Below are 20,966 nucleotides of genomic sequence, written 5' to 3'. Positions count from 1 at the left end.
GTGGTCAGCTCGCGCGGGCCAGGGGCCGCAGGGTCAGGCTGTTGGCGAGGGTGCGGTGCCAGCGGTTGGCGGGCAGCTCGGGGTTGAGTGCGGCCATGCCTGTGGCGAACTTGGAGATCCTGCTGGGGCGGATGCCGTGGGCCCACAGGTGGCGGTCCAGGCCGCTCGCCGCGGAGCCGGATTTCGTCTCGAGGATGACCGCCCGGTGCAGGACCTTGGCCGGCCCGCCGGGGTGGCGCCAGGTGACGCCGACGTCGATGGTGGCCCGGCTGCCGGAGGTAGGCAGGTACAGGGTGAATCGGTGGTAGGCCGTTTCGAGGACCGGGGAGAGCGCGTCCGACGGCGGGTTCCCCACCGTCTCCTGCAGGGTTTCGTTGATGTAGGCCAGGCCTTCCGGGGTGATGGTGTGGCTGTCCCCGAGACCGTAGGGAATGCGTTCCTTGACGGTGGCGGCGCGGGCTCCCTCGGTCTTGACTTCCAGGAAGCTGAGGTGGCTGTCCACGTACGTCCGGGTCCGGATCTTGTAGCGACGACGGCGCCCGTAGGCCGCGAGCAGGTAGCTCTCCAGGTCCGGGGTGTCGAAGTAGACGGAGTCGTAGGCGAAGGACCTCTTGCCCTGCATCTCGAGCACGCGGACCTCGGCGTGGAAGCTGCCGAGGACCAGCGCGGCTTCGTCTTCGCCGATCACGTATTTCCGGTCGACCCTGGTCTGCAGGGCGGCGGCGGCATTGAGTTCGTCGAGTCCGATGGCGGGCCGGCCGTACAGATCCTCCGCCATCGTGGCCGCGGGGTTCACGAGGCCCTCGCTGCGGCCGGATCGGTCAAGTGGAGCGGCTGCGGGGCCTCGAACGGCGAGTGCTCGGCGAAGCGGGTCTGTCCGGGCTGCCGGGCGGCTTCGTAGCGGACCTCGACGATGGTCTTGTCATTCACCAGGTCCAGTTCGGACACAGTGGCGGAGTGGATCCGGGCGCCGAGCACCAGGGCGAGCCGTTCCCGTAGGAGCGCTTCGTCGCCGATCGCCTGGTCCAGCACCACGATCTGGTGCCGGTAGCCGGGCAGCACCCGGGAGTGGTCACCGACGAACATGACGGTGAGGATCAGTCCCATGAGGAGCAGCGGGAGCCAGAGCGGGTCGCTGCCGACGCCGGCGATCAGGCCGAGGGCGAGGGCGGAGAAGTAGTAGGCCACCTCGTGCTGGGCCAGCTCGGTGGAACGGAGGCGGATGATGGACAGCACGCCGAACAGGCCCAGGCCGAGGCCGACGGCGGCCGTGGATCCCGACAGGGCCGTGGCGACGGCGAGGACGCCGACATTCATGCCGAGGTAGGAGACGGCGAGGTCGCGGCGGCGGTGCCGGCGCAGGTAGAGGGCGAAGGTGAGCAGGGTAATCGCTACCAGGTCGGCTGCGATCAGGATGAGGATGTTCATGCGATGTTCTCCAGGTGGTGCCTTGCTGTTCGTTTTCTACGATCCGGGACGTTGCTATGCCGTTCCTGTGTCGATCCAGTACCGGGCATATGAGCTTTTCCGGACTGGGCTTTGCCGGACAGGAACCGCCGCTGCAGGGCGAAGCTCACGCCGAAAAGCAGCGCCTCGGTCAGCAGCTTCGCCGGGACCGCCGGCAGGCCGGCATGCGTCAGCAGAAAGATCAGCGCGTAGTTGCAGCCCATCAGCGCGGCGACGAGGCCGAAGTACCTGACACCAGCGGCAACAAGCCGCGTCTGCCGGCCGCCGGGGAAGACCAGGTTGCGGTTGACCAGGAAGTTGACGGTCGAGCTGATGATGCGCGCGCCGACCACCGCCGCCAGCAGCGAATCCAGGACGTGGCCGAGGACGATGAACGCGGCCAGGTCGATCCCGAAGGCGGCGAAGCCCGACAGCGCGAACTTCAGCAGCGGCAGGTAGATCCGGACCGAGTCGGCCAGCGGCCGGAAGTGAGAGGACTCGTTGCCGGCCAGGTAGATCGTGGCGATCTCGATGCTCTCGATCCGGTGTCCGGCCGGGCCGGCGCGGAGCAGCAGGTTGAGCTCGTACTCGTAGCGGTCCCCGGGCACGCTCTGCAGCCAGGGCAGCATGGCCGCCGGATACCCGCGCAGCCCGGTCTGGGTGTCGTGCAGCGCGGTGCCGGACGCCAGCCGGAACAGCGCCCGGGTCACCGTGTTGCCGATCCGGCTCCGGGCGGGAACGGCGCCGTCGAACCGCCGCTCCCCCAGCACCATGACGCAACCGTCCGGCACCCGGCCGGGGACGCCGCCGTCGTTATTGGCGTCCCGCACGCGGTCCGCCACGCGCAGGATGTCCGAAATGGCGTGCTGGCCGTCGCTGTCCGCGCAGACCACGCCGCGGCCCGGATGGTGCCGCGCCACGTAGTCGAAGCCGGTCTTCAGGGCCTGGCCCTTGCCCCGGTTGCGCGGGTAGCCGATGACGGTGGCCCCGGCGGACCGCGCGGCCTCGAACACCGGCGCGAAGTCCGGCCCGCTGCCGTCGTCCACCACCAGCACGGCGAGCCGCCGGTCCGCGGCGCGCAGGCCCGCGATGAGGGTGATGAGCTTCAGGTCCGGCTCGAAGGCGGGAATCAGGATGATCATGGCTACTGCCCGATGTAGAGGATGTCGGAGGTGCCGCGTTCCTCGCCCCGGCCCAGCGGGTTGTTCACCAGCGCGCCGTTGAAGTACATGGTGGAGGAGCCGCCGCCGTCGATGTTGTACGCGGTTTCGGCGCCGAGGTCCTGCATGATGCCGGCCAGCTCGGTCATGGTGGCGCCGTCGCTGTAGCCCTCGGCGCGGCCGTCGACGACGACGAACACTAGGTGGTTCTCGTCGATCACGCCGACGGCGGTGCGCGGCTGTTCGCCCTGGATGGAGTGGTTGCCGAAGTTGGTGTCCACCTCGACGTCCTCGATGCCGTCGACGATCTGGCCGTCTTCCAGCAGCGCGGGGCCGAAGGAGAGGGTATTCCAGACGCCATCGTCCACCAGCTGCTGGGCGGTCGTGGCGGTCTCGTCGTACACCTTGACGGTGCCGTCCTGGTAGAAGGCGAGGCCTTCGCGCGCGGCCTCGTCCCGGTAGACCACGCCGTTGCGGATCACGATGCCGGTGCTGCGGAAGCCGTAGTAGTCGCCGTTGATGGCGAACAGCGCGTTGTTGGCCTCGGCGATGCCCGACGTGGTTTCGGTGATGTTTTCGCCGAAGCTGTCCTGTGCGAAGGCGGAGCGCAGCGTCGTGGCATCGGAAAGTACGACGTCGGCAACGTAGTAGGTGACCGTCTCAGCTCCGGAGCCGGTCACCACGGTGGAGATGTTGATGCTGTCGCCGCCGGACTGGTAGGAGGTGTCCGTGAGGGTCTCCTCGGTGGCGGCTGTATCGGCAGAGTCGGTATCGGTCGAGTCAGCTGTGTCGGCGTTACTCACGCCGGAATCGTCGGCGGCGGAGCCGCCCGAGGCCGAGCCGGCGGATGTCGCCGCCGTCCGGCTCGCCTCGTACTCGGAGACGTTGGAGATCTCGACCTTCTCGACCACGAACCGGTCGATGGCCCAGGCAGCGGTGCCGCCCGCGGCGAGCGTCACGGCGAGGGTGGAGGCGAGGACGGTTTTGCGGAGGCGCCCCATCGGGCGGGTGCTTTTGGATGTCATACCTCCGTTTTACGGAGGCACCCTATGCCCGGAATTGACCGTTCTTATGCCGCTCCTGTGAAACGGTTTGATCATCCGCGACGGCTAGCGGCAGCACCACGGTGAAGCGGGTGCAGCCGGGCTCGCTGTCCACGCTGACGGTCCCGCCGTTCGCCTCGAGCAGCGCCTGGACGATGGCCAAGCCCAGCCCCGAGCTGCCGGACTTGCCCTTGCCTGCGGTGCTTCCGGCGGGAACGGTGCGGGCCGTATCCGCCCGGCTGAACCGGGAGAAAATAGTGTCGAGGAAGGCCGGATCGATGCCGGGGCCGTTGTCGGTCACCGTCAGCCAGACCCGGCCGTCGGCCACCTGCAGCGCGGTCACCACCCGGGTCCCCGGCGGCGTGTGCTTGTGCGCGTTGGAGAGCAGGTTGATCAGCACTTGCCGCAGCTCGTCGTCCACGCCGGGAACGACGACGGGGTCCTCCGGCAGCTCCAGCTTCCACTCGTAGTCCGGGGCCGTGACCTGGGCGTCGCTGGTGGCCTCGATGATCAGCTCGGTCAGGTCCACCTCGGTCGGCTCGCCGCGCTGCCCCTCGTCCAGCCGGGCGAGCAGCAGCAGGTCCTCCACCAGCGCGGACATGCGCTTGGACTCGCTGTCGACGCGTTCCAGGGCGGCCCGCTCGGTCGGATCGACCTGCGCCCGGTCCAGGACCAGCTCGGTGTAGCCGCGGATGGCGGTCAGCGGGGTGCGAAGCTCGTGGCTCGCGTCGGCAACGAACTGCCGCACCTTCGTCTCGCTCGCGTGCCGGGCCCGCAGGGCGTTCGTGACATGGTCGATCATCTTGTTCAGCGCCAGCCCGACCGTCCCCACCTCGGATCCCGGGTGCGACACGGCCGGCGGAACCCGCACGGGAACCTCCACCTCGCCCGACTCCAGCGGCAGCTGCGAGACGGAATTGGCGACGGCGGCGAGCTCCTCCAGTGGGCGCAGCGAGCGGCGGATAATGATGGTGCCGACAAGCCCGGTGGTCAGCAGGCCGGCCAGCGACAGGCCCGCCATCGTGATGTCGAGCGAGGCCAGGGCGCTGTCCCGCTCCGCCGTCGAGAGCCCGGTGACCAGGACGGTGCCTTCCGGGCCGGCCTGCGCCGGCAGATCCGCCGCCACCACCCGGTAGCGTCCGCTGGACAAGACCAGGTCCGTCGGCCCGCTCGCCGGGTCGACCGAGCCCAACAGCGTCAGGTCCTCCGCGGACAGCGGCTCGGTGCTGCCGTCGTCCTGCACTAGAGCCGAGTTCTGCACTTGTCCGTCCCGGAACAACACGTTGAGCGTGCCCGGCCGCTGGCCGGCGGCGTTTTCCGGGTTCACTCCCCCGGCGGGCGGTTTGATGTCTCCCGGCCGCGGCCCGTCCGGGAAGCCGGCCCGCCCCGCGGCGTGCGTCAGACCGCCGTCGATCTCCCCCGTCAGGTAACTGCTCATTGCCACGTGGCTGAAGACGCCGATCGCCACGCAGATGGCCGTCAGCAGGGCCAGCGTGGCGAGGATCAGCCGGGTCCGCAGGTGCCGGTTCCGCACCCTCGGGTGCCCCGGCGACCGGACGGCAGTACGGGGGCTCACGACGCGGCGGGCTTCAGGACATAGCCGACGCCGCGGACCGTGTGGATCATGGGCGCGCGGCCGGCGTCGATCTTCTTGCGCAGGTAGGAAATGTAGAGTTCGACGACGTTCGCCTGGCCGCCGAAGTCGTACTTCCAGACGTTGTCGAGGATCTGGGCCTTGCTCAGCACGTGCTTGGGATTCTCCATCAGGTAGCGGAGCAGCTCCCACTGGGTCGAGGTGAGCGAAATGTCCTCGCCGCCGCGGGTGACCTCGCGGGTGTCGAGGTTCAGGATGAGGTCGCCCACCACCAGGTCGGCCGAGTCCGAGGCGGCCACGCCCGAACGCTGGACCAGCCGGTGCAGCCGCAGGACGAGCTCCTCCATGCTGAACGGCTTGGTCACGTAGTCGTCCCCGCCCGCAGCGAGGCCCTCGATCCGGTCCTGCACCGCGTCCTTCGCGGTGAGGAAAAGCGCCGGCACCTCGGGGGCGAACGCGCGGATCCTTTCGAGCGCCTCCAGCCCGTCGAGGCCGGGCATCATCACATCGAGGACCAGGACATCCGGGCGGAAGTCCCGGGCGGCGTTGACCGCCGCCTGCCCGTCGCCGACGGTGACGACGTCCCAGCCGATCATGCCGAGACCCATGCTCACCAGCTCCGCCAGGCTCGCCTCGTCGTCGACCACCAGCGCCCGGATCGGGCTGCCGTCCGGGTGCGCAAGACGCGGCAGGTCGCGGGTCGTGGACTGGCGCGGGGAATCGGGCATGTAGGTATCCTCTGGATCGGGTCCGGGTCGGACGGCATCCCGGCGGACCGCCTGCTTTCGCTGCGCGACGAAAACATAGGGGCAGCACGTCCCGGGCGCTGGCTTAACCCTAATTCTGCCCCGCGCACATTGTCCGTTCCTGTCCCGAACCTGTGGCGAAACTGTGCGCCGTGCTGCCGCACCTCATTACGTCGAGCACGAACCCCGTAAGATCCACCACGTTCTCAAGCTGCTCCCCCTGCTGCCATCGACGAAGATTGCGCACGAACATCTCGACCGCGGCGCGCTGCCAGCCCACGAAATCCGCCGACTGGTGCGGAGACACAAAGACGTTCTCCATCTCCCAGAACGGATGATCCGCCCTGAGAGGCTCGGTCTCGAAGACATCGAGTGTGGCGGCGCCAATGCGTCCTGATTGCAGGGCTGCGAGCAGGGCATCCTCATCGAGCAGCGGCCCGCGCCCCACGTTCACCACATGGGCGTTGGGCCGCATGACTGCGAGCTCCCGTGCGCCGATCAGGCCCCGCGTCGAGTCGGTGAGCGGTGCCGCGAGCACGAGGTCGTCGATTTCCGGCAGCAGTTCCGGCAGTTCGTCCATGCCCCGCACCGGGCCCAGCATGCGGCCGTCCACCGCCCCGCCGTCGATGCGCGGCGTGCGGCCCACGATGTCGACGTCCATCCCGACAGTCCTGAGCAGCAGCGCGATGCGTGCGCCCACCCCGCCCGCACCGATCACGGCGGCCCTGCGTCCCTGCAGCCGCAGCGTGGAGCGCTGATCCCATACCCGCCTTCGCTGGTTCTCGATCGAGCGCCTCATGTCTTTCGCTTGCAGCAGGATGCTTGCGAGCACGAACTCCGCCATGGGCTGCTCGAAGAGCCCCCGGGTGTTCGTGACGAGCACCTTTGAAGCGGCAACCTCGGGCGTTGCGACCGCATTTACGCCGATACTATTCGTCTGAATCCATTCGAGCCCCTCCGGTCCACAATCGCGGATCAGCGTCGTGGCGAGGTCCCATACAAGCATCACACGAGCGTCCCGCCGCGCAGCGCACAGTTCTTCGGCGGTGCGCACATACACGGGCACAGCGACCTCCTCGATGAGCGCAAAATCGCCGCGGACCGGGGCGTCCTTCGCCAGGACGACGATAACTCGGGGTTTCAACGGAACCTCCAACGGTTGTGACCGTGCAACGGAATGGTACTGCTTCCTCCAACTCCGGCTTTGAGTAACGGGTGTCCTCAGCTGTCTCCTGATCCCTCGCCGAACAGCCAGGCTGGGCCCGCAACGTCGCCGTAGCTGTCACCCGTCACGAGGTTCCATACGCGCTTGTAAGTAGCAGATTCGAGAAGTGTCTCCGCGCTGCGGGCGCCGGGGAGGGCGCCGAGCACCTGGGTCGTAAAGGCGTAAGTATCGGTGTGCCGGGGCAGTACGAACTGCCCGATGAGGTTGCAGCTGCCTGCCGTAGCGAAGAGGGTCTTGGTCGCGGGATTCTCGGCGAGGATGCTCGCGGCCTCGGGTAGGCGCGACGGCTCGATGTCGAGTAGCGCCCAGAACATCGCCTGGAAGCCCAAGACCTGCGGCTCGACGAGCAGCCGTAGCGAGACGATCTCCTGTTCAAGGAGGGTCTCGACGATGCGGCGAACAGTGCTCTCGGATTTGTCGCTCGCGGCCGCGAGCGACGCGAACGACGCGCGCCCGTCGCGCAGGAGCATGCCGAGAATGTTGCGCTCGTCGGCCGAAAGCTCGACGTCCGGGCGGCGTACTTCAACGTCGATGTCACGTTTCGCGCTGTTGGGCAGCCAGTCCTGGCCGGAGGTATAGGTGTGCGTAACCACAAACGCTTCCGAGGAGACTGCGAAATCCTGCCCGATGTCCGAGAGGATCTCACGCAACGACGAGAGCGACTGAGGCACAATTTCGGCCAGGCAGTGCGCAGACCCGACCGTAGCGGAAAGGTAGCGTACATTGGGGTGCCGCTGTAGGCAGCTGAGGAACTCCGGTCGCAGAGCGTCGCGACCCCGGTACTTCACCATTGCCGGCGGGCCGTAGCCGAGGCGGGAGACGTCAGTCCGGCCAATCACCCGTACGATCCCGCGGCGCTGCAGCGACTCGTAGCGACGGCGCACGGTACTCACAGAACTGCCAATTTCCGAGGCGATCTTCGGCCAGGGCGCGCGTCCCTCAGCGTGGAGTGCTGACAGGAGCGACCGGTCCAGTTCATCTGCTTCCATGGTCATATTCTTGCACTTTTTGCCGTTCACGTGAACGAAACATTCAAGATCTACCATTGGTCCGCAACGTAATCTTCAAAAATTACCCTTGACGTGACACTGCCCCACTGGTTTGATGTGGGTCACATCCAATGACGACCTGACCTGAATTGAGGCCCCCATGGCTATCGTCTCCTCCGATCGCAAGCACTCGAAGCTCGTCGCGTCCGGTGGCGTGCTCGCCACTATCGCGTTGCTCGCCACCGGCTGCTCGAGCAGCAACGGCAACGCAGCCACCGTTGATGAGAACTGCACGCCCGTCGCACAGGTCGAGACCATGACCGAGGGCAAGCTCAAGGCACTCGTCGTCGAACACCCGCCGTTCGTCACCATGCAGGGGGGCACACCCTCCGGCATCGAGGGCGAGCTGCTGCAGAAGATCGCAGCCGACCTCTGCCTCGAGCTCGACGCACAGGTAACCTCGTTCGCCGGAGCCATTGAGGGCCTGCAGAACAACCGCGCCGACATCTCGTCGAGCAACTGGACCGTCAACGACGAGCGCCGCGAGCTCTTCGAGGTGAGCAACCCGATGTACGAGAGCCGCATGGGCCTCGTCACCAAAGGCCAGGACTGGGATACCCCGGAGGCGCTGGAGGGAAAGAAGATCGGCACCCCGCAGGGATACCTCTGGAACGAGCAGCTGCACGCGCTCTATGGAGACAACATCACTGAATACCAGTCCGACGTCGCTGTCATCGACGACGTGAAGGCCGGTCGTATTGATGTCGGAATCGTGAACAACCACGCAAATTCGTGGCGCCTTACCCAGGACCAGTACAAGGACCTAACCCTGAAGACCATGCAGAAATCCGACAAGCTGCCCCATACACAGAAGGAGGCCCTCGCCGTCGTGCTCGTGAAGAAGGGCGAAACCGACCTCAACGACGCCGTCAACGTCGTGCTCAGTGAATATCAGGATTCCGGGGAGATGAAAGCGCAGTTCGAAGAGTACGGTCTGGACCCCCAGTTCATCGTCTCGAGCGGGTCCTGACCCTGATCCACGGAACTGAAACTCATCATGGACATGACTGAAAACCGGGTCCTGCTTAACGCCAACTCGATTTCGAAATCGTACGGCGCCAATGACGTGCTCAAAGGTATCTCTCTCGAGGTGCACGCGGGCGAAGTCATCGCCCTCATCGGTCCGAGCGGCGCAGGCAAGAGCACTTTCCTCCGCTGCCTCAACTACCTCGAGCGGCCGACCAGCGGCGGCCTCACCCTCGATGGCGAGCAGGTCTTCAAAAACCCCCTCAATCCCTCGAAGCACGAGCTGGTACAACTGCGCCGCCGAGTGGGCATGGTGTTCCAGAGCTTCAACCTCTTCCCGCATCTAAGCGTGCTGCAGAACATCGTGCTCGCCCAGACACTCAATGGAAAGCGGTCGAAACAGGAGGCCGAGGAGTACGCGATGAAACTCCTCGCTCAGGTTGGTCTGCCCGATAAAGCCTCCGCCAAGCCCTCGCAGTGCTCGGGCGGACAGCAGCAGCGCATCGCGATCGCCCGGGCGCTCGCGCTCGATCCCGAGATAATGCTTTTCGATGAGCCCACGTCGGCGCTCGATCCCGAGATCGCCGACGAAGTGCTGAAGGTAATGCGCGACCTCGCTGAGACCGGCATGACGATGATTGTCGTAACCCACGAGATGCGGTTCGCGGAGCGGGTGGCGGACCGGGTGCTGCTGCTTGACCGCGGACGCATCCTGGAGGAGGGCTCACCCGAGCAGGTGTTCACCAACCCGACCCAGGAGCGCACCAAGACGTTCCTGCAGGCGGTGCTGAATAGATGAACGGCATCAGTATCGAGACCCTTTTTTCGGGCATCGGAGCCGGTCTTAGCATTACGGTGATCCTGACGGTGGTCTCCTTCGTCGCCGGAAGCGTCCTCGCGGTGCCGCTGGCGCTGGCGCGCACGTCCCATCTGCGGGTCTTGCGCTGGCTCGCCATAGGCATCATCGACATCTGCCGCGGTGTGCCGCCTCTCGTGTGGCTGCTGATTATCTACTACGGCATCAGCCCGCTCATCGCACTCGAACCGCTACCCGCCGCACTCATCGGCCTGAGCCTCATCTCGGGCGCCTACCTCGCGGAGAACTTCCGGGCCGGCATCGATAACGTGCACAAGGGCCAACGCGAAGCCGCCATGGCGCTCGGCCTCACACCGACCCACCAGTTCTGGCGGGTCGTCGCACCCCAGGCCGTCAACATTGCGATGCCGCCCTCGGCGTCGTACGCGGTGAGCCTTCTGAAGGACAGCGCAAAGGCATCGATCATCGGCGTCGCCGACATCATCTTCATGGCGCAGCTCGAGGTCTCCCGGGGCGCCCCCGCAGTGCTCGTCTTCTCGATCGCGGCCGTGCTCTACCTGCTTGTCGGGATCCCGCTGTCGTACTTCTCGCGCTATGTCGACAGCGTGGTCCGCAGAAAGGTGGTGACCGTATGATCTTCGACCGATGGATCGAATGGCTGCCAGCCCTCTTGGAGGGCCTCGGGGTCTCACTTGCCCTCACCGGATGCGTCGCCCTGGTCGGCCTTCCCTTAGGCCTCGTGTTCGGCCTTCTGAGCACTCACCAGAACCGCCTCATGCGTACGGTCTTCATCGTGTTCATCGAGGTTTTCCGCGGCATTCCGCTCCTCGCGGTGATTTACTTGCTCTACTTCGGACTCCCGAGCGGCGGCATCACCCTCACCGCCTTCGTGACGATGGTCATTGCCCACGGGCTCAACCTCTCGGCCTACTCGAGCGAGGTATTCCGGGCGGGCATCTTGCACGTCGGCCCAGGGCAGCGCGAAGCGTTCGCCAGCCTCGGCATCACCCAGACGAGGGGCTTCTTCCACGTCGTGCTGCCGCAGGCGATGCGAGCGGTCATCGGCCCGATGATGTCGCTACTCATCATGGTGTTCCAGTCCAGCTCGCTCGCTTACACCATCGGCGTCGGCGAGCTCACGAGCAAGGCGTTTTCGATCGGCGCAATGACGTTCCAATACTTCGACGTTCTGGCTCTCGCGGGCATTATCTACGCGGTGATCTGCATCGCGTCGTCCCGCATCGCCTCGAACGTGGAGGAACGCCTGAAGACGGGACGCTGAGCGCAGCCTGGCACCAGCAGGGGCAAGCCGCGTGCCCCGAAACGCGCGGGATTGGGTGAAGTGCCAGCCTTGCGCTGCCCTGACGAAGGAATCACAAGGAATGAGAAAATCATGAAAATCGGTGTTGTTGGCCTCGGAGCCATCGGTGCACAGGTGCTGTGGAGCCTCAGCAAACGCGCCGGCGTCGAGGTGCACGGTTTTGAGAGCGGCTACATCGGCCACCCGCTCGCGGGGGCGGGTGGAGAAGGACGCCTGTTCCGGAACCTCGAACTCACCACGATGGGGTACATGCCGATCGTGAAGCGCTCGGACGAGCTCTGGGAGGAGCTGGAGCTGACGGGCGGCCGGCAACTGCGCCGCAAAATCGGCGCTCTGCTGCTCGGCGCTCCGACCGATGCGCAGATCGAGCACGCACTCCAGGCGGCACGGGAGTGGGACCTGGAGCACGAGACCTATGGCATCGAGGAAATGCGCGATCTCTTCCCGCAGTTCTCGATGGCAGACGGGGACGTTGGCATCTGGGATACCGGTGCTGGTGTCATCTCGCCCGAGCGGAGCATTTCAGTCGCCGTCGAGCAGGCGGTGCGGGCCGGAGCCACGGCCCGCGAGTTTACACCAGTCACCGCAGTAGACGAGCGGGCCGACGGCGTCACCCTCCGGCTCGAATCCGGCGAGAGCCTCAATGTCGACCGGGTGCTTGTGGCCTGCGGCGGTTGGACCACGAAGCTCGTGCCCGAGCTTCGCGACTGGATCGTGACGCGGCGCCTCACCTCGGCGTGGTTCTCGGGCAAGGACGACAGTAGTCTGCGGGGCCTGCCACCCTTCATGCGGGTCGCCCCCTCCTACTGCTACGGCATCCCGAACGCAGACGAGAAGCTCGTAAAGCTTGGGCTCGGCTTCAACGACCACCTGCCGACGGGTGACCCCGACTCGGTGCCACGGAAGTTTGGCCACAAGGAGGCGCAAGCCGAAATTGAGAAGTTCTCTTGGATCCTGCGCGACCTTCTCCCGGCCCTTGATCCGAATCCCGTGCGGCTAGAGACCTACATCGAGAGTTACACCCGCTCGATGCATGAGTTCATGGCAGTAGCGCCCGGCCGCAGCAACACAGTGGTGCTCGGCGGCTTCTCCGGGCACGGCTTCAAACTCGCCCCCGCGCTCGGCGAGATCGGCGCGGATCTCGTGGTCGACGGGAGCACCAAGTTCGACCTCGGCTTCCTCAGCGCGGCGAAACCAGTTTTCTCCATTACCGATGTCAATAGCGGCATCACGACCCACAATTCCGTCGTCGCATCCACCGGCGGCGAGAAGTAACCCTCCCTAAATATGTCCCACCACCTCGACAGAGTAGGAATAATGAGCAACAACACCCCGATCGCGACTTTCGACTGCTACCGCACGTTGATCGACTTCGACCTCAATCGCCTCGCGTTGCCGATAGTGCAGGAGCGCCTTGACGAGGTCGGCATCGATCATGACACCTTCCTCGACAACCTCCGCGTTATGCGCTTCCAGGCCGTTGCCGAGGGCCCCTACCGCAGGTATCAAGACCTCGTGCGCTCGACGCTTGAGAACGTGATGCTGCTGCACGGCGCCCGCTACGAGGACGCGTTCGGCGACCAGCTCGTCGAGGAGGCGAAGTCGCTTCCCGTCTTCCCCGAGGTACCGGAGGCGCTGCGCAAGCTCAAGGAGAAGGGCGTGCAGCTGGCGATCATCTCGAATTCGGATCGCGATTTCATCCCGCACCACGTCAAGACGATCGGCGTCGAGTTCGACTACGTGATCACGGCCGAGGACGCCGGCTGGTACAAGCCCCGCCCCGGTGCCTTCGAGCACCTCTTCAAGACGATCGATCGCGACCCTAGCCTCGTCACCCACGTCGCGCAGGGTTGGGAGTACGACATCATGCCCGCGAAGCAGTACGGCGTGCGCCGCATCTGGGTGAACCGCTACGGGTTCAAGGGCAGCGATTTCTACCAGCCGTACCACGAGATCCAGGATCTTTCGACGCTGCCTGACTTCTGGAATAACTGAGCGACGACGCGAAGTGGCCCCGCACCTCCTTCGAGGTGTGGGCGCCACTTCCGTACGTGGCGGGAGCGGACAGACCTTGCACAAGGCCGCTCAACTCCATGGCCGATTTTGCCGCAGCAGCAGTCCGCAGGCGTCGCTTCCAAATAGTCCCGCAGCAACTTGCGCAGCCAGCATCCTCAACCATCACCCGTTTCCGGGTCACGAGGGTGCTGGTCGCATTACGATCCGACGAAGGTGACCAATGACTTCCCTCAGCCCTATCCTCAAGCAGGCCACGCCCGTGGTCGTCGACCATGCCCTTGGCAGCTGGATCTATGCCACGGACGGCCAGGAGTACCTGGACTTCACGACGGGCATCGGCGTGACCAGCACCGGTCACTGCCACCCCAAAGTTGTCGCCGCCGCCCGCGAGCAGGTCGGCAAGATCATCCACGCCCAATACACGACGGTGATGCACAAGCCGCTGCTGGAACTGACGGAGAAGCTCGGGGAGGTTCTGCCCGCGGGCCTGGATTCGGTGTTTTACGCCAACTCGGGCTCGGAGGCCGTCGAGGCTGCGATCCGCCTTGCCAGGATGGCGACCGGCCGGCCCAACATTGTGGTCTTCCAAGGCGGGTTCCATGGCCGCACCGTGGCGGCCGCTTCCTTGACCACCGCCGGAACTAAATTCTCCGCCGGGTACGCCCCGCTCATGGCCGGTGTCCATATGTCGGCGTTCCCGTACGCCTACCGATATGGCTGGGACGAGGCCACTGCCGTGGAATTTGCGCTGAAGGAGCTGGACTACCTCCTCAAGACACGCACCGCACCGAACGATACCGCCGCCTTCCTGATCGAGCCTGCCCTTGGCGACGGTGGCTACCTGCCTACCCCACCGGCCTTCATGGAGGGTCTGCGCGAACGGGCGGACCGGCACGGCATCAAGCTCATCTTCGACGAGGTTCAGGCCGGCGTGGGCCGCACCGGCAGGTTCTGGGGCCACCAGCACTCCAGCGCATCCCCCGACATCCTTATTACCGCCAAAGGCATCGCTTCCGGTTTCCCGATCTCGGCGATCGCCGCCTCCACCGAAACGATGTCCAAGGCCTGGCCCGGCTCCCAGGGCGGCACCTACGGCGGCAACGCGGCCGCCGCCGCAGCCGGGGTCGCCACGCTCGGCGTTATCGAAGAGGAAGGCCTGGTCGAGAACGCCCGGATCCGCGGTGACCAGCTTCAGGCGGGCCTGAAGGAAATCCAGGCCAGGTTCCCTGCGATCGGCGACGTTCGCGGGATCGGCCTGATGCAGGGCATCGAATTCACTGCAGCCGACGGGTCCCCCGATGCCGCAACGGCGGCATCTGTCCAGCAGGCCACCACTAAACAGAAGCTCTTAACCCTCACTTGCGGGCCCGAGAGCAATGTCGTCCGCCTCATCCCGGCGCTCGTTGCTACCGAGAACGAAATCGAAGCCGGCCTGTCACGCTTTGAAGCGGCAGTAGGCGCAGTCGTGGGCGCTGTGCCTGCCGAAGCTGGAGTCTAAAGACCGCCATGACCCAAGATGTCCTTTCCGCCCCCGAGCGCGCACCGATCCTGGCGCGGCTTGAAGCTGCTGGCGTGCGCGCTGAAATCTCAGGCCACCGGATAGCCGAGTACTCCTACGATGCCTCGAATTTCCGGGTTCCGCCCGTGGGCGTGGTTTTTCCGCGCAGTGTTGGCGACGTAGTTGCGGTCGTGGCGGCGTGCCGGGAGACCGGCACGCCGCTAGTCAGCCGCGGCGGCGGGACATCGATGGCCGGCAACGCCATCGGTCCCGGTATCGTCCTGGATTTCTCCCGGCACATGAATCGGATCCTCAGCATCGACGAGGACGCCCAGACAGCTGACGTCGAGGCGGGCGTCATCCTCTCCCACCTCACCCGGGAAGCCGAGGATGCCACGGGCGGACAGCTGACGTTCGCGCCGGACCCTTCCTCGAAGACCCGCGCCACTGTCGGCGGCGCGATCGGCAACGACGCTTGCGGCAACCACTCCGTGCGATACGGCCGGACCTCGGACCACGTTGCCGAAGTCGACGTCGTCACCTCGGACGGCGCGCAACTCACGGCCACGCCCACCGGTCTGCGGGCAACGGACCCAGCCGACGCCTACTCGGTATCGCGCGCCTTCGAACTGAGCGAAGACCTGAAGGAACTCGCCCGGGACAACCTGGCCGCGTTCCGGACTGAGCTGGGACGTATCCAGCGGCAGGTTTCCGGCTACCATCTGGCCAACCTGCTGCCGGAGAACGGGCTGAACGTGGCCCGGGCCCTGGTGGGCACGGAGGGCACCTGCGCCGTGGTGGTCCGCGCACGGATGAAGCTGGTACCCAAGGCCCCAAGCGCGCTGCTGGTCTGCCTGGGCTACGCCGACGTCGTCGACGCCGCGAAGGACATCGAAACCATCCTCGAATTCTCTCCCGCCGCGGTCGAAGGAATCGATGAGGCCATCGTCGACACCATGCGGTTGCGCCGCGGCGCAGACTCCGTCCTCGGCCTTCCCGAGGGGAAGGCATTCCTGTACGTGGACCTGGACGGGGAGAACCCGGAGGATGTCTCCCGGGAAGCAGACCGGCTGCTGGAGCAGCTGGCCGCCAACGGCCGCCTGGTCGATGGCCGGGCCGTCCCGGACCCCGTGCAGCGGGCCACCCTGTGGCGGGTGCGCGAGGACGGCGCCGGTCTCTCCTCCCGCCCGGCCGCCGGCGGCGAATCGCAGGCCGGCTGGGAAGATTCCGCCGTCGCCCCGGAAAACCTGGCCGCCTACCTGGCCGACTTCCGCCGGCTGCTGCAGGTCTACGGGCTGACGGGGATCATGTACGGGCACTTCGGTGCCGGCTGCATGCACATCCGCATCACCTACGACCTGCGCAGCGAGGACGGCCGGGCCGTCTACCGCAAGTTCACCCATGCCGCCGCCGAACTGGTCGTCCGCCACGGCGGATCCCTCTCCGGCGAGCACGGCGACGGACGGGCCCGCTCCGAATTCCTCCCCGTCATGTACTCCCCCGCGATGATCACTGCGTTCGAGACCTACCGCGGCCTGTGGGACAAAGCAGGCATCATGAACCCCGGATCCATCACGGACCCCGACCCCATCGACACCCACCTCGCCCTCGAGGGCGTCCCGGACCGTGAATGGCGCACCCACTTCGAACTCCGCCCCAAGGAGGCCGCCGCTGCAGGCGCCGACAAATGGGTGCACGCCGTCCAGGCCTGCATCGGGGTGGGCCGATGCCGGTCCGACGCCGGCGGGGTGATGTGCCCGAGCTTCAGGGCCACCGGCGACGAAAAGGACTCGACCCGCGGCCGCTCCCGCGTCCTGCAGGACATGGTCCGCGGAGCCCGAAGCATCGACGAAGGCTGGCAATCAGAAGACGTCCGCGAGGCCCTGGACCTGTGCCTTGCCTGCAAGGCCTGCTCGAACGACTGTCCGGCCGGGGTGGACATGGCCACGTACAAGTCGGAGTTCTTCTCGCACTACTATGACGGCAAGATGCGGCCCCTGTCGCACTTCTCCCTGGGCTGGCTGCCGCGCTGGCTGAAGATCACCACATTGGTCAGCCCCCTCGTCAATCTGGTGATGGGAAGCCCGCTCGGCAAAGCCGTTGCCGCCGCCGGCGGCCTCACCACCAAGCGCGCCATGCCGAAATTCGCGTCCCGCAAGATGCTCCGCGATGCACTCGCAGGCTTCGGCAGCAATCACGAGACCAGTGACACCGTGCTGTTTGTCGACTCATTCACCAAGGGCTTCCGCCCCGAAGTCGCAGGCGCCGCAGCCCGGGTTATCGAAGGCACCGGACGCCGGATCTCATGTGAGCGCGACGCCTGCTGTGGACTGACCTGGATCTCCACCGGGCAGCTCGACACAGCCAAGAAAATGATGGCCAAAACGGTGGCGAAACTTGATGACGGGACGGACGCCCCGATCGTCGTCATCGAACCCAGCTGCGCCGCCGCGCTGAAAAAGGACGGGCCCGAGCTGCTCGGCACCGAGGCCGCCAAACGCGTCTCCCGCCGGATCCACAGTTTCGCCGAGGCCGTCACCGGCTGGATCGCTGGCGGCTGGACACCCCCGGTCGTCCCCGCGGCCGTGACCGTGCAGACACACTGCCACGAATACTCCACCTTCGGCGCCACCATCCAGCGCAAAGCCCTCGCAGCTCTGGGCGTAGCCGACGTCACCGAAGCCACCGGATGCTGCGGTGTCGCCGGCAACTTCGGCTTCGAAGCCAACCACTACGACATATCCATGGAAGTTGCCGAACAGGCACTCGCTCCGGCACTCGCCGGTACGCCCGAAAGCACGCCCGTCCTCGCCGACGGATTCAGCTGCGCTATGCAGGTCAAACAGCTGGACCCCGAACGCAAGAGCCTCCACCTGGCCGAACTCCTCGACCCCCTGACCACCTCACAAGACAAAGGACAACCATGACCATCACCACCCAGGCGCCGGCAGGGCTGCAGACCGAACTGTTCATCAATGGACGCTGGGAAGACCTTCCCGACCGGCCCCGGATCCAGGTACAGAACCCGGCAACCGGCGAGGTCATCGCCTCCATCCCCGATGCCAGTCCGGAAGACGGACGCCGCGCAGTTGCTGCCGCCAACACCGCCCAGGCTGCTTTCGCGGCGATGCCCGCACGCGCCCGCGCCGATATCCTGCTCGCCGCGCACAAACTGCTGCTGGAATCGAAGGAGCAGCTCGCGGCCATCATGACCGCGGAAATGGGCAAGCCGCTCGCCGAAGCACGCGGCGAGATCGAATACTCCGCTGGCTATCTGCAGTGGTACGCGCAGGAAGGGGTGCGCGTCCAGGGATCGCACGCCGAGTCGCCCAGCGGCAGGGGACAGATCGTTCTGTCCCGTGAACCCGTCGGCGTGTCGCTGCTGATCACGCCCTGGAACTTCCCCCTGGCAATGGGCGCCCGCAAGATCGCCCCCGCGATCGCCACCGGCTGCGCCGTCGTCGTCAAGCCTGCCGAGAAGACCCCCTTGACGATGTTGTTCCTCGCGAAGATTTTCGAGGAAGCCGGGGCACCCGCGGGCACCATCAACGTGGTCACGACCTCTAGCTCCAGCGCTATGGTGGCCCCCCTGCTCAGCGAAGGACTGGTACGCCACTTGTCGTTCACCGGTTCCACGCTCGTTGGCAGCAAGCTCCACGGCCAGTGTTCCGACCACATGATCCGCACCTCGCTCGAGCTCGGCGGCAACGCGCCCTTCATCGTCTTCGACGACGTCGACCTGGACCGTGCCGTCACGGAAATCACCGCAGCCAAGATGCGCAACATGGGCGAAGCCTGCACCGCAGCCAACCGCGTCCTGGTCCACGAAGGCATCGCCGACGAACTCGCCACCCGGTTGGCCGAGAAGTTCGCTTCGCTGCGCGTCGGCAACGGTTTGGACGAGGGCACGGACATCGGGCCGATGATTGATGGCGCCAGCGTCGAACGCATTCAGTCTCTCGTGGATGACGCCGTGTCCCGCGGCGCCGACGCCCGCACCGGCGGGGTCATCCCCGACGGAGCAGGATCGTTCTACCCGCCGACCGTGCTTGCAAACGTGCCCCGCGACGCGCGGCTCATGCAAGAAGAGATCTTTGGGCCAGTCGCACCCATCATTCCGTTCAGCGACGAAGACGACGCGATCGCGATCGCCAACGACACCGCCTATGGACTGGCCGGCTACTTGATGACGAATGATCTCGCCCGCGCCCACCGGGTCGCGCGGCGGATGGAAGTCGGAATGCTCGGCATCAACTCGGGCATCATTTCCGACGTCGCAGCGCCTCTGGGAGGCGTAAAGGCGTCGGGGATGGGACGCGAAGGCGGCGTGCTCGGGATCGATGAATTCCTCGAGTACAAGTACACGTTCATCCCCCACCAGTAACCAAGTGCACCGCAACCGGTTTCGAGAACCGGGGCTGACCGCCTTCACAGTGACGCGAAAGAAGGATTGAACAATCCAATCGATAGCGGAAACTACACCGTGAAAGACAACTAGGACAGGCATGGTGTGCCGCAGAAGGCGGCGCACCATGCCTGCTTTGAACTGTCAGGATTAGCGGCCTAGGTCCCTCTGAACATTCAGGTGCGGGTGCCTAGGTTGTGCCTCGGAAGCTGTCCGTCCGGGGATGTTGCCCGGTGGCGGCTGGGCCGGCACGCTGACAGCGTGTGGCCGCCGCATCCAGGCCACGTCCCGGACTGAACGTTCCACGTCGCCTTCGAGTTCCTGGGCGAGCTGCCGCTTCTCCTAAGCGGGGTATCGGTTCTGCTCCTGGAGGATCTGGTGCAGGGCTCCGTCGTGTCTACGAGTGGCGCCTTCGGGCAGTCGTTTAGGGACACGCCGAAGAGCGCGCGACACGGAGTTTTTCAGAGCTGTGGGCAAGTGCCTCCACAGGCTGTGGATGGCCACTCCAGACGCCGCAGCAAATCCGCGGAAAATCAATGGTTTCACCGACACCGGCATCCCTGGTTCCTGTGGACGACACAGGGGATGAATAACATACTTGTAATACATCATCTAGGGGTTTCGGCGAGATGCACACACTAGATGTAGTAGATTGTGACGTGTTGGGCAACCAACAAAAAACCTCAGCGGCGACCGTCGCTGAGAACCAGCACAGCAGCCAACTGAGGCATTCGTTTCCTTGGCAGGGGAATACGAAACAGCTTAGGGGGTACCGGCATCCGTCGCCAAGTGCACGGCGTGTCGCCCCACGGTTGGCGCATTAGTAGAAAGAACACTAATGACCACTTACCGACCGGGCCAGAAGGCTCCGCACTCAGGACAATACGAAGTAGTCGGCCGCCGCGGCGGGAGCCGCAATAAGGAAGTCACTTCCACCAAGGGCAATCCCCTACCCCCGACCAAGGGGGTAGGGCGAGGGTTACAGGCTCGTTGACGGGACCAAGAACAAGTCCGGTGGCAAGAAGTGAGCGGCGCCAGGGACACAGCGGTAAATCCGCTTGCCCGGCTTCCCAGCGAGCCGGAGGAAGACGTTGAGTTCTCATGGGGAGGACCGAACTTCCCCCGTCCGGTGGAGCGCTACAAGCGCCGTAAGCTCAGCCTTTGGCTCCCTGAGTCCTAACATCTAACGAGAGACCCCTGCCAATTGGCAGGGGTCTCTGGTGGTTCTTGGCGGCAAACCAATTGAGGGACCCGCCCTACCGCTTTATTCCGGATGCCGGCTATGCCGCTCCGCGGGTCCCGTCAAAGGCCTCCTTCTTTGTTACTGAGAATGCTCCGAGTGAGACATATTGATGAGACAAGCCCACGCCAGGAAATCCGGGGCGGCCTTCCGAGAGGCGGGCCGGCTGGCCGTGCCCCAGCAAAGGGTCCCTTAACGAGACAGATTTTAAGGCCAAATTTCCCAACGGTAGGACGATTAGATCGCTTCATTCTCGAGCTGGAAGCGAGCGATCCGCTGACGGAAAAGATCTTCACTGCCCGTGCGCCAGAATCCTTCTGGTTCGTCTTGCCCGTTACCACGAAGTTCCCATCCGAACCCCTTGAACAGTTGCCTCTCCAGCGCCCAAGCATCCTTGATCTTGGCTTCCCAGTCAGATGCGTGTAAGCGGCCATGAAAAA

The 20,966-nt window shown here is 65.4% G+C and carries 19 protein-coding genes; 10 read left to right on the top strand and 9 right to left on the bottom strand.

Features of this window, described 5'->3' with window-relative positions; genetic code table 11:
- Positions 1-4 precede the first annotated feature (4 nt).
- The 8 genes from AHIS1636_RS08075 to AHIS1636_RS08040 form a co-directional block, all read right to left on the bottom strand.
- Complete coding sequence (locus AHIS1636_RS08075; RefSeq protein ID WP_373875806.1) at positions 5-796, bottom strand: polyphosphate polymerase domain-containing protein; 792 nt, start codon at positions 794-796, stop codon at positions 5-7.
- Positions 793-1,428 carry a DUF4956 domain-containing protein gene (locus AHIS1636_RS08070; RefSeq protein ID WP_264795311.1) on the bottom strand — a complete coding sequence of 212 codons (636 nt, stop codon included), beginning with the start codon at positions 1,426-1,428 and terminating at the stop codon, positions 793-795. Before AHIS1636_RS08070 ends, AHIS1636_RS08075 begins: the two co-directional genes overlap by 4 nt.
- The gene (locus tag AHIS1636_RS08065; protein ID WP_264795310.1) at positions 1,425-2,588 is read right to left on the bottom strand and encodes a bifunctional glycosyltransferase family 2/GtrA family protein; all 1,164 of its coding nucleotides are present in this window, start codon (positions 2,586-2,588) and stop codon (positions 1,425-1,427) included. The genes AHIS1636_RS08070 and AHIS1636_RS08065 overlap by 4 nt, the downstream gene beginning before the upstream one ends.
- Positions 2,589-2,590: 2 nt before the next feature.
- The gene (locus AHIS1636_RS08060) at positions 2,591-3,631 is read right to left on the bottom strand and encodes a phosphodiester glycosidase family protein (RefSeq protein ID WP_264795309.1); all 1,041 of its coding nucleotides are present in this window, start codon (positions 3,629-3,631) and stop codon (positions 2,591-2,593) included.
- 22 nt (positions 3,632-3,653) lie between these two features.
- Positions 3,654-5,225, bottom strand: a complete 1,572-nt coding sequence (locus AHIS1636_RS08055; protein WP_264795308.1) for a sensor histidine kinase — start codon at positions 5,223-5,225, stop codon at positions 3,654-3,656.
- Positions 5,222-5,971 (bottom strand): response regulator transcription factor, encoded by a 750-nt coding sequence (locus tag AHIS1636_RS08050; RefSeq protein WP_264795307.1) that lies wholly within the window; start codon positions 5,969-5,971, stop codon positions 5,222-5,224. The genes AHIS1636_RS08055 and AHIS1636_RS08050 overlap by 4 nt, the downstream gene beginning before the upstream one ends.
- A gap of 109 nt (positions 5,972-6,080) precedes the next feature.
- Positions 6,081-7,133 (bottom strand): D-2-hydroxyacid dehydrogenase, encoded by a 1,053-nt coding sequence (locus AHIS1636_RS08045; RefSeq protein WP_264795306.1) that lies wholly within the window; start codon positions 7,131-7,133, stop codon positions 6,081-6,083.
- Positions 7,134-7,210: 77 nt separating this feature from the next.
- Entirely contained in the window at positions 7,211-8,203 is a 993-nt protein-coding gene (locus tag AHIS1636_RS08040; RefSeq protein ID WP_264795305.1) for an Lrp/AsnC family transcriptional regulator, read from the bottom strand.
- 214 nt (positions 8,204-8,417) lie between these two features.
- On the opposite strand from AHIS1636_RS08040, the gene AHIS1636_RS08035 reads away from it, so the two are divergent.
- From AHIS1636_RS08035 to AHIS1636_RS20430, 10 genes are all read left to right on the top strand, one after another.
- Positions 8,418-9,233: a substrate-binding periplasmic protein gene (locus tag AHIS1636_RS08035; RefSeq protein WP_264795304.1), complete on the top strand. Its 816-nt coding sequence runs from the start codon at positions 8,418-8,420 to the stop codon at positions 9,231-9,233.
- Positions 9,234-9,260: 27 nt separating this feature from the next.
- A complete protein-coding gene (locus tag AHIS1636_RS08030; protein WP_264795303.1) occupies positions 9,261-10,028 on the top strand; it encodes an amino acid ABC transporter ATP-binding protein in 768 nt (255 codons plus the stop codon).
- Positions 10,025-10,681: an amino acid ABC transporter permease gene (locus AHIS1636_RS08025; RefSeq protein WP_264795302.1), complete on the top strand. Its 657-nt coding sequence runs from the start codon at positions 10,025-10,027 to the stop codon at positions 10,679-10,681. Before AHIS1636_RS08030 ends, AHIS1636_RS08025 begins: the two co-directional genes overlap by 4 nt.
- Entirely contained in the window at positions 10,678-11,328 is a 651-nt protein-coding gene (locus tag AHIS1636_RS08020) for an amino acid ABC transporter permease (protein ID WP_264795301.1), read from the top strand. Before AHIS1636_RS08025 ends, AHIS1636_RS08020 begins: the two co-directional genes overlap by 4 nt.
- Before the next feature lie 111 nt (positions 11,329-11,439).
- Positions 11,440-12,642, top strand: a complete 1,203-nt coding sequence (locus AHIS1636_RS08015) for an FAD-dependent oxidoreductase (RefSeq protein WP_264795300.1) — start codon at positions 11,440-11,442, stop codon at positions 12,640-12,642.
- A gap of 42 nt (positions 12,643-12,684) precedes the next feature.
- Positions 12,685-13,362, top strand: a complete 678-nt coding sequence (locus AHIS1636_RS08010) for a haloacid dehalogenase type II (RefSeq protein WP_264795299.1) — start codon at positions 12,685-12,687, stop codon at positions 13,360-13,362.
- Between the two features lie 241 nt (positions 13,363-13,603).
- Positions 13,604-14,881, top strand: coding sequence for an aspartate aminotransferase family protein (locus tag AHIS1636_RS08005; RefSeq protein ID WP_264795298.1), 1,278 nt, complete (start codon positions 13,604-13,606; stop codon positions 14,879-14,881).
- Positions 14,882-14,889: 8 nt separating this feature from the next.
- A complete protein-coding gene (locus AHIS1636_RS08000; protein WP_264795297.1) occupies positions 14,890-17,808 on the top strand; it encodes an FAD-binding and (Fe-S)-binding domain-containing protein in 2,919 nt (972 codons plus the stop codon).
- The gene (locus AHIS1636_RS07995) at positions 17,805-19,265 is read left to right on the top strand and encodes an NAD-dependent succinate-semialdehyde dehydrogenase (RefSeq protein ID WP_264795296.1); all 1,461 of its coding nucleotides are present in this window, start codon (positions 17,805-17,807) and stop codon (positions 19,263-19,265) included. The genes AHIS1636_RS08000 and AHIS1636_RS07995 overlap by 4 nt, the downstream gene beginning before the upstream one ends.
- A gap of 859 nt (positions 19,266-20,124) precedes the next feature.
- Positions 20,125-20,280 carry a YjzC family protein gene (locus AHIS1636_RS20430; protein WP_373875805.1) on the top strand — a complete coding sequence of 52 codons (156 nt, stop codon included), beginning with the start codon at positions 20,125-20,127 and terminating at the stop codon, positions 20,278-20,280.
- Between the two features lie 483 nt (positions 20,281-20,763).
- Here the strand turns inward: AHIS1636_RS20430 and AHIS1636_RS07990 are convergent.
- The coding region (locus AHIS1636_RS07990; protein WP_264795295.1) for a hypothetical protein at positions 20,764-20,966 on the bottom strand (203 nt) is incomplete at its 5' end.

It is taken from the genome of Arthrobacter mangrovi (genome assembly GCF_026011795.1).
Lineage (GTDB): Bacteria > Actinomycetota > Actinomycetes > Actinomycetales > Micrococcaceae > Crystallibacter > Crystallibacter mangrovi.
This window is presented reverse-complemented; position numbering and strand designations above follow the sequence as displayed.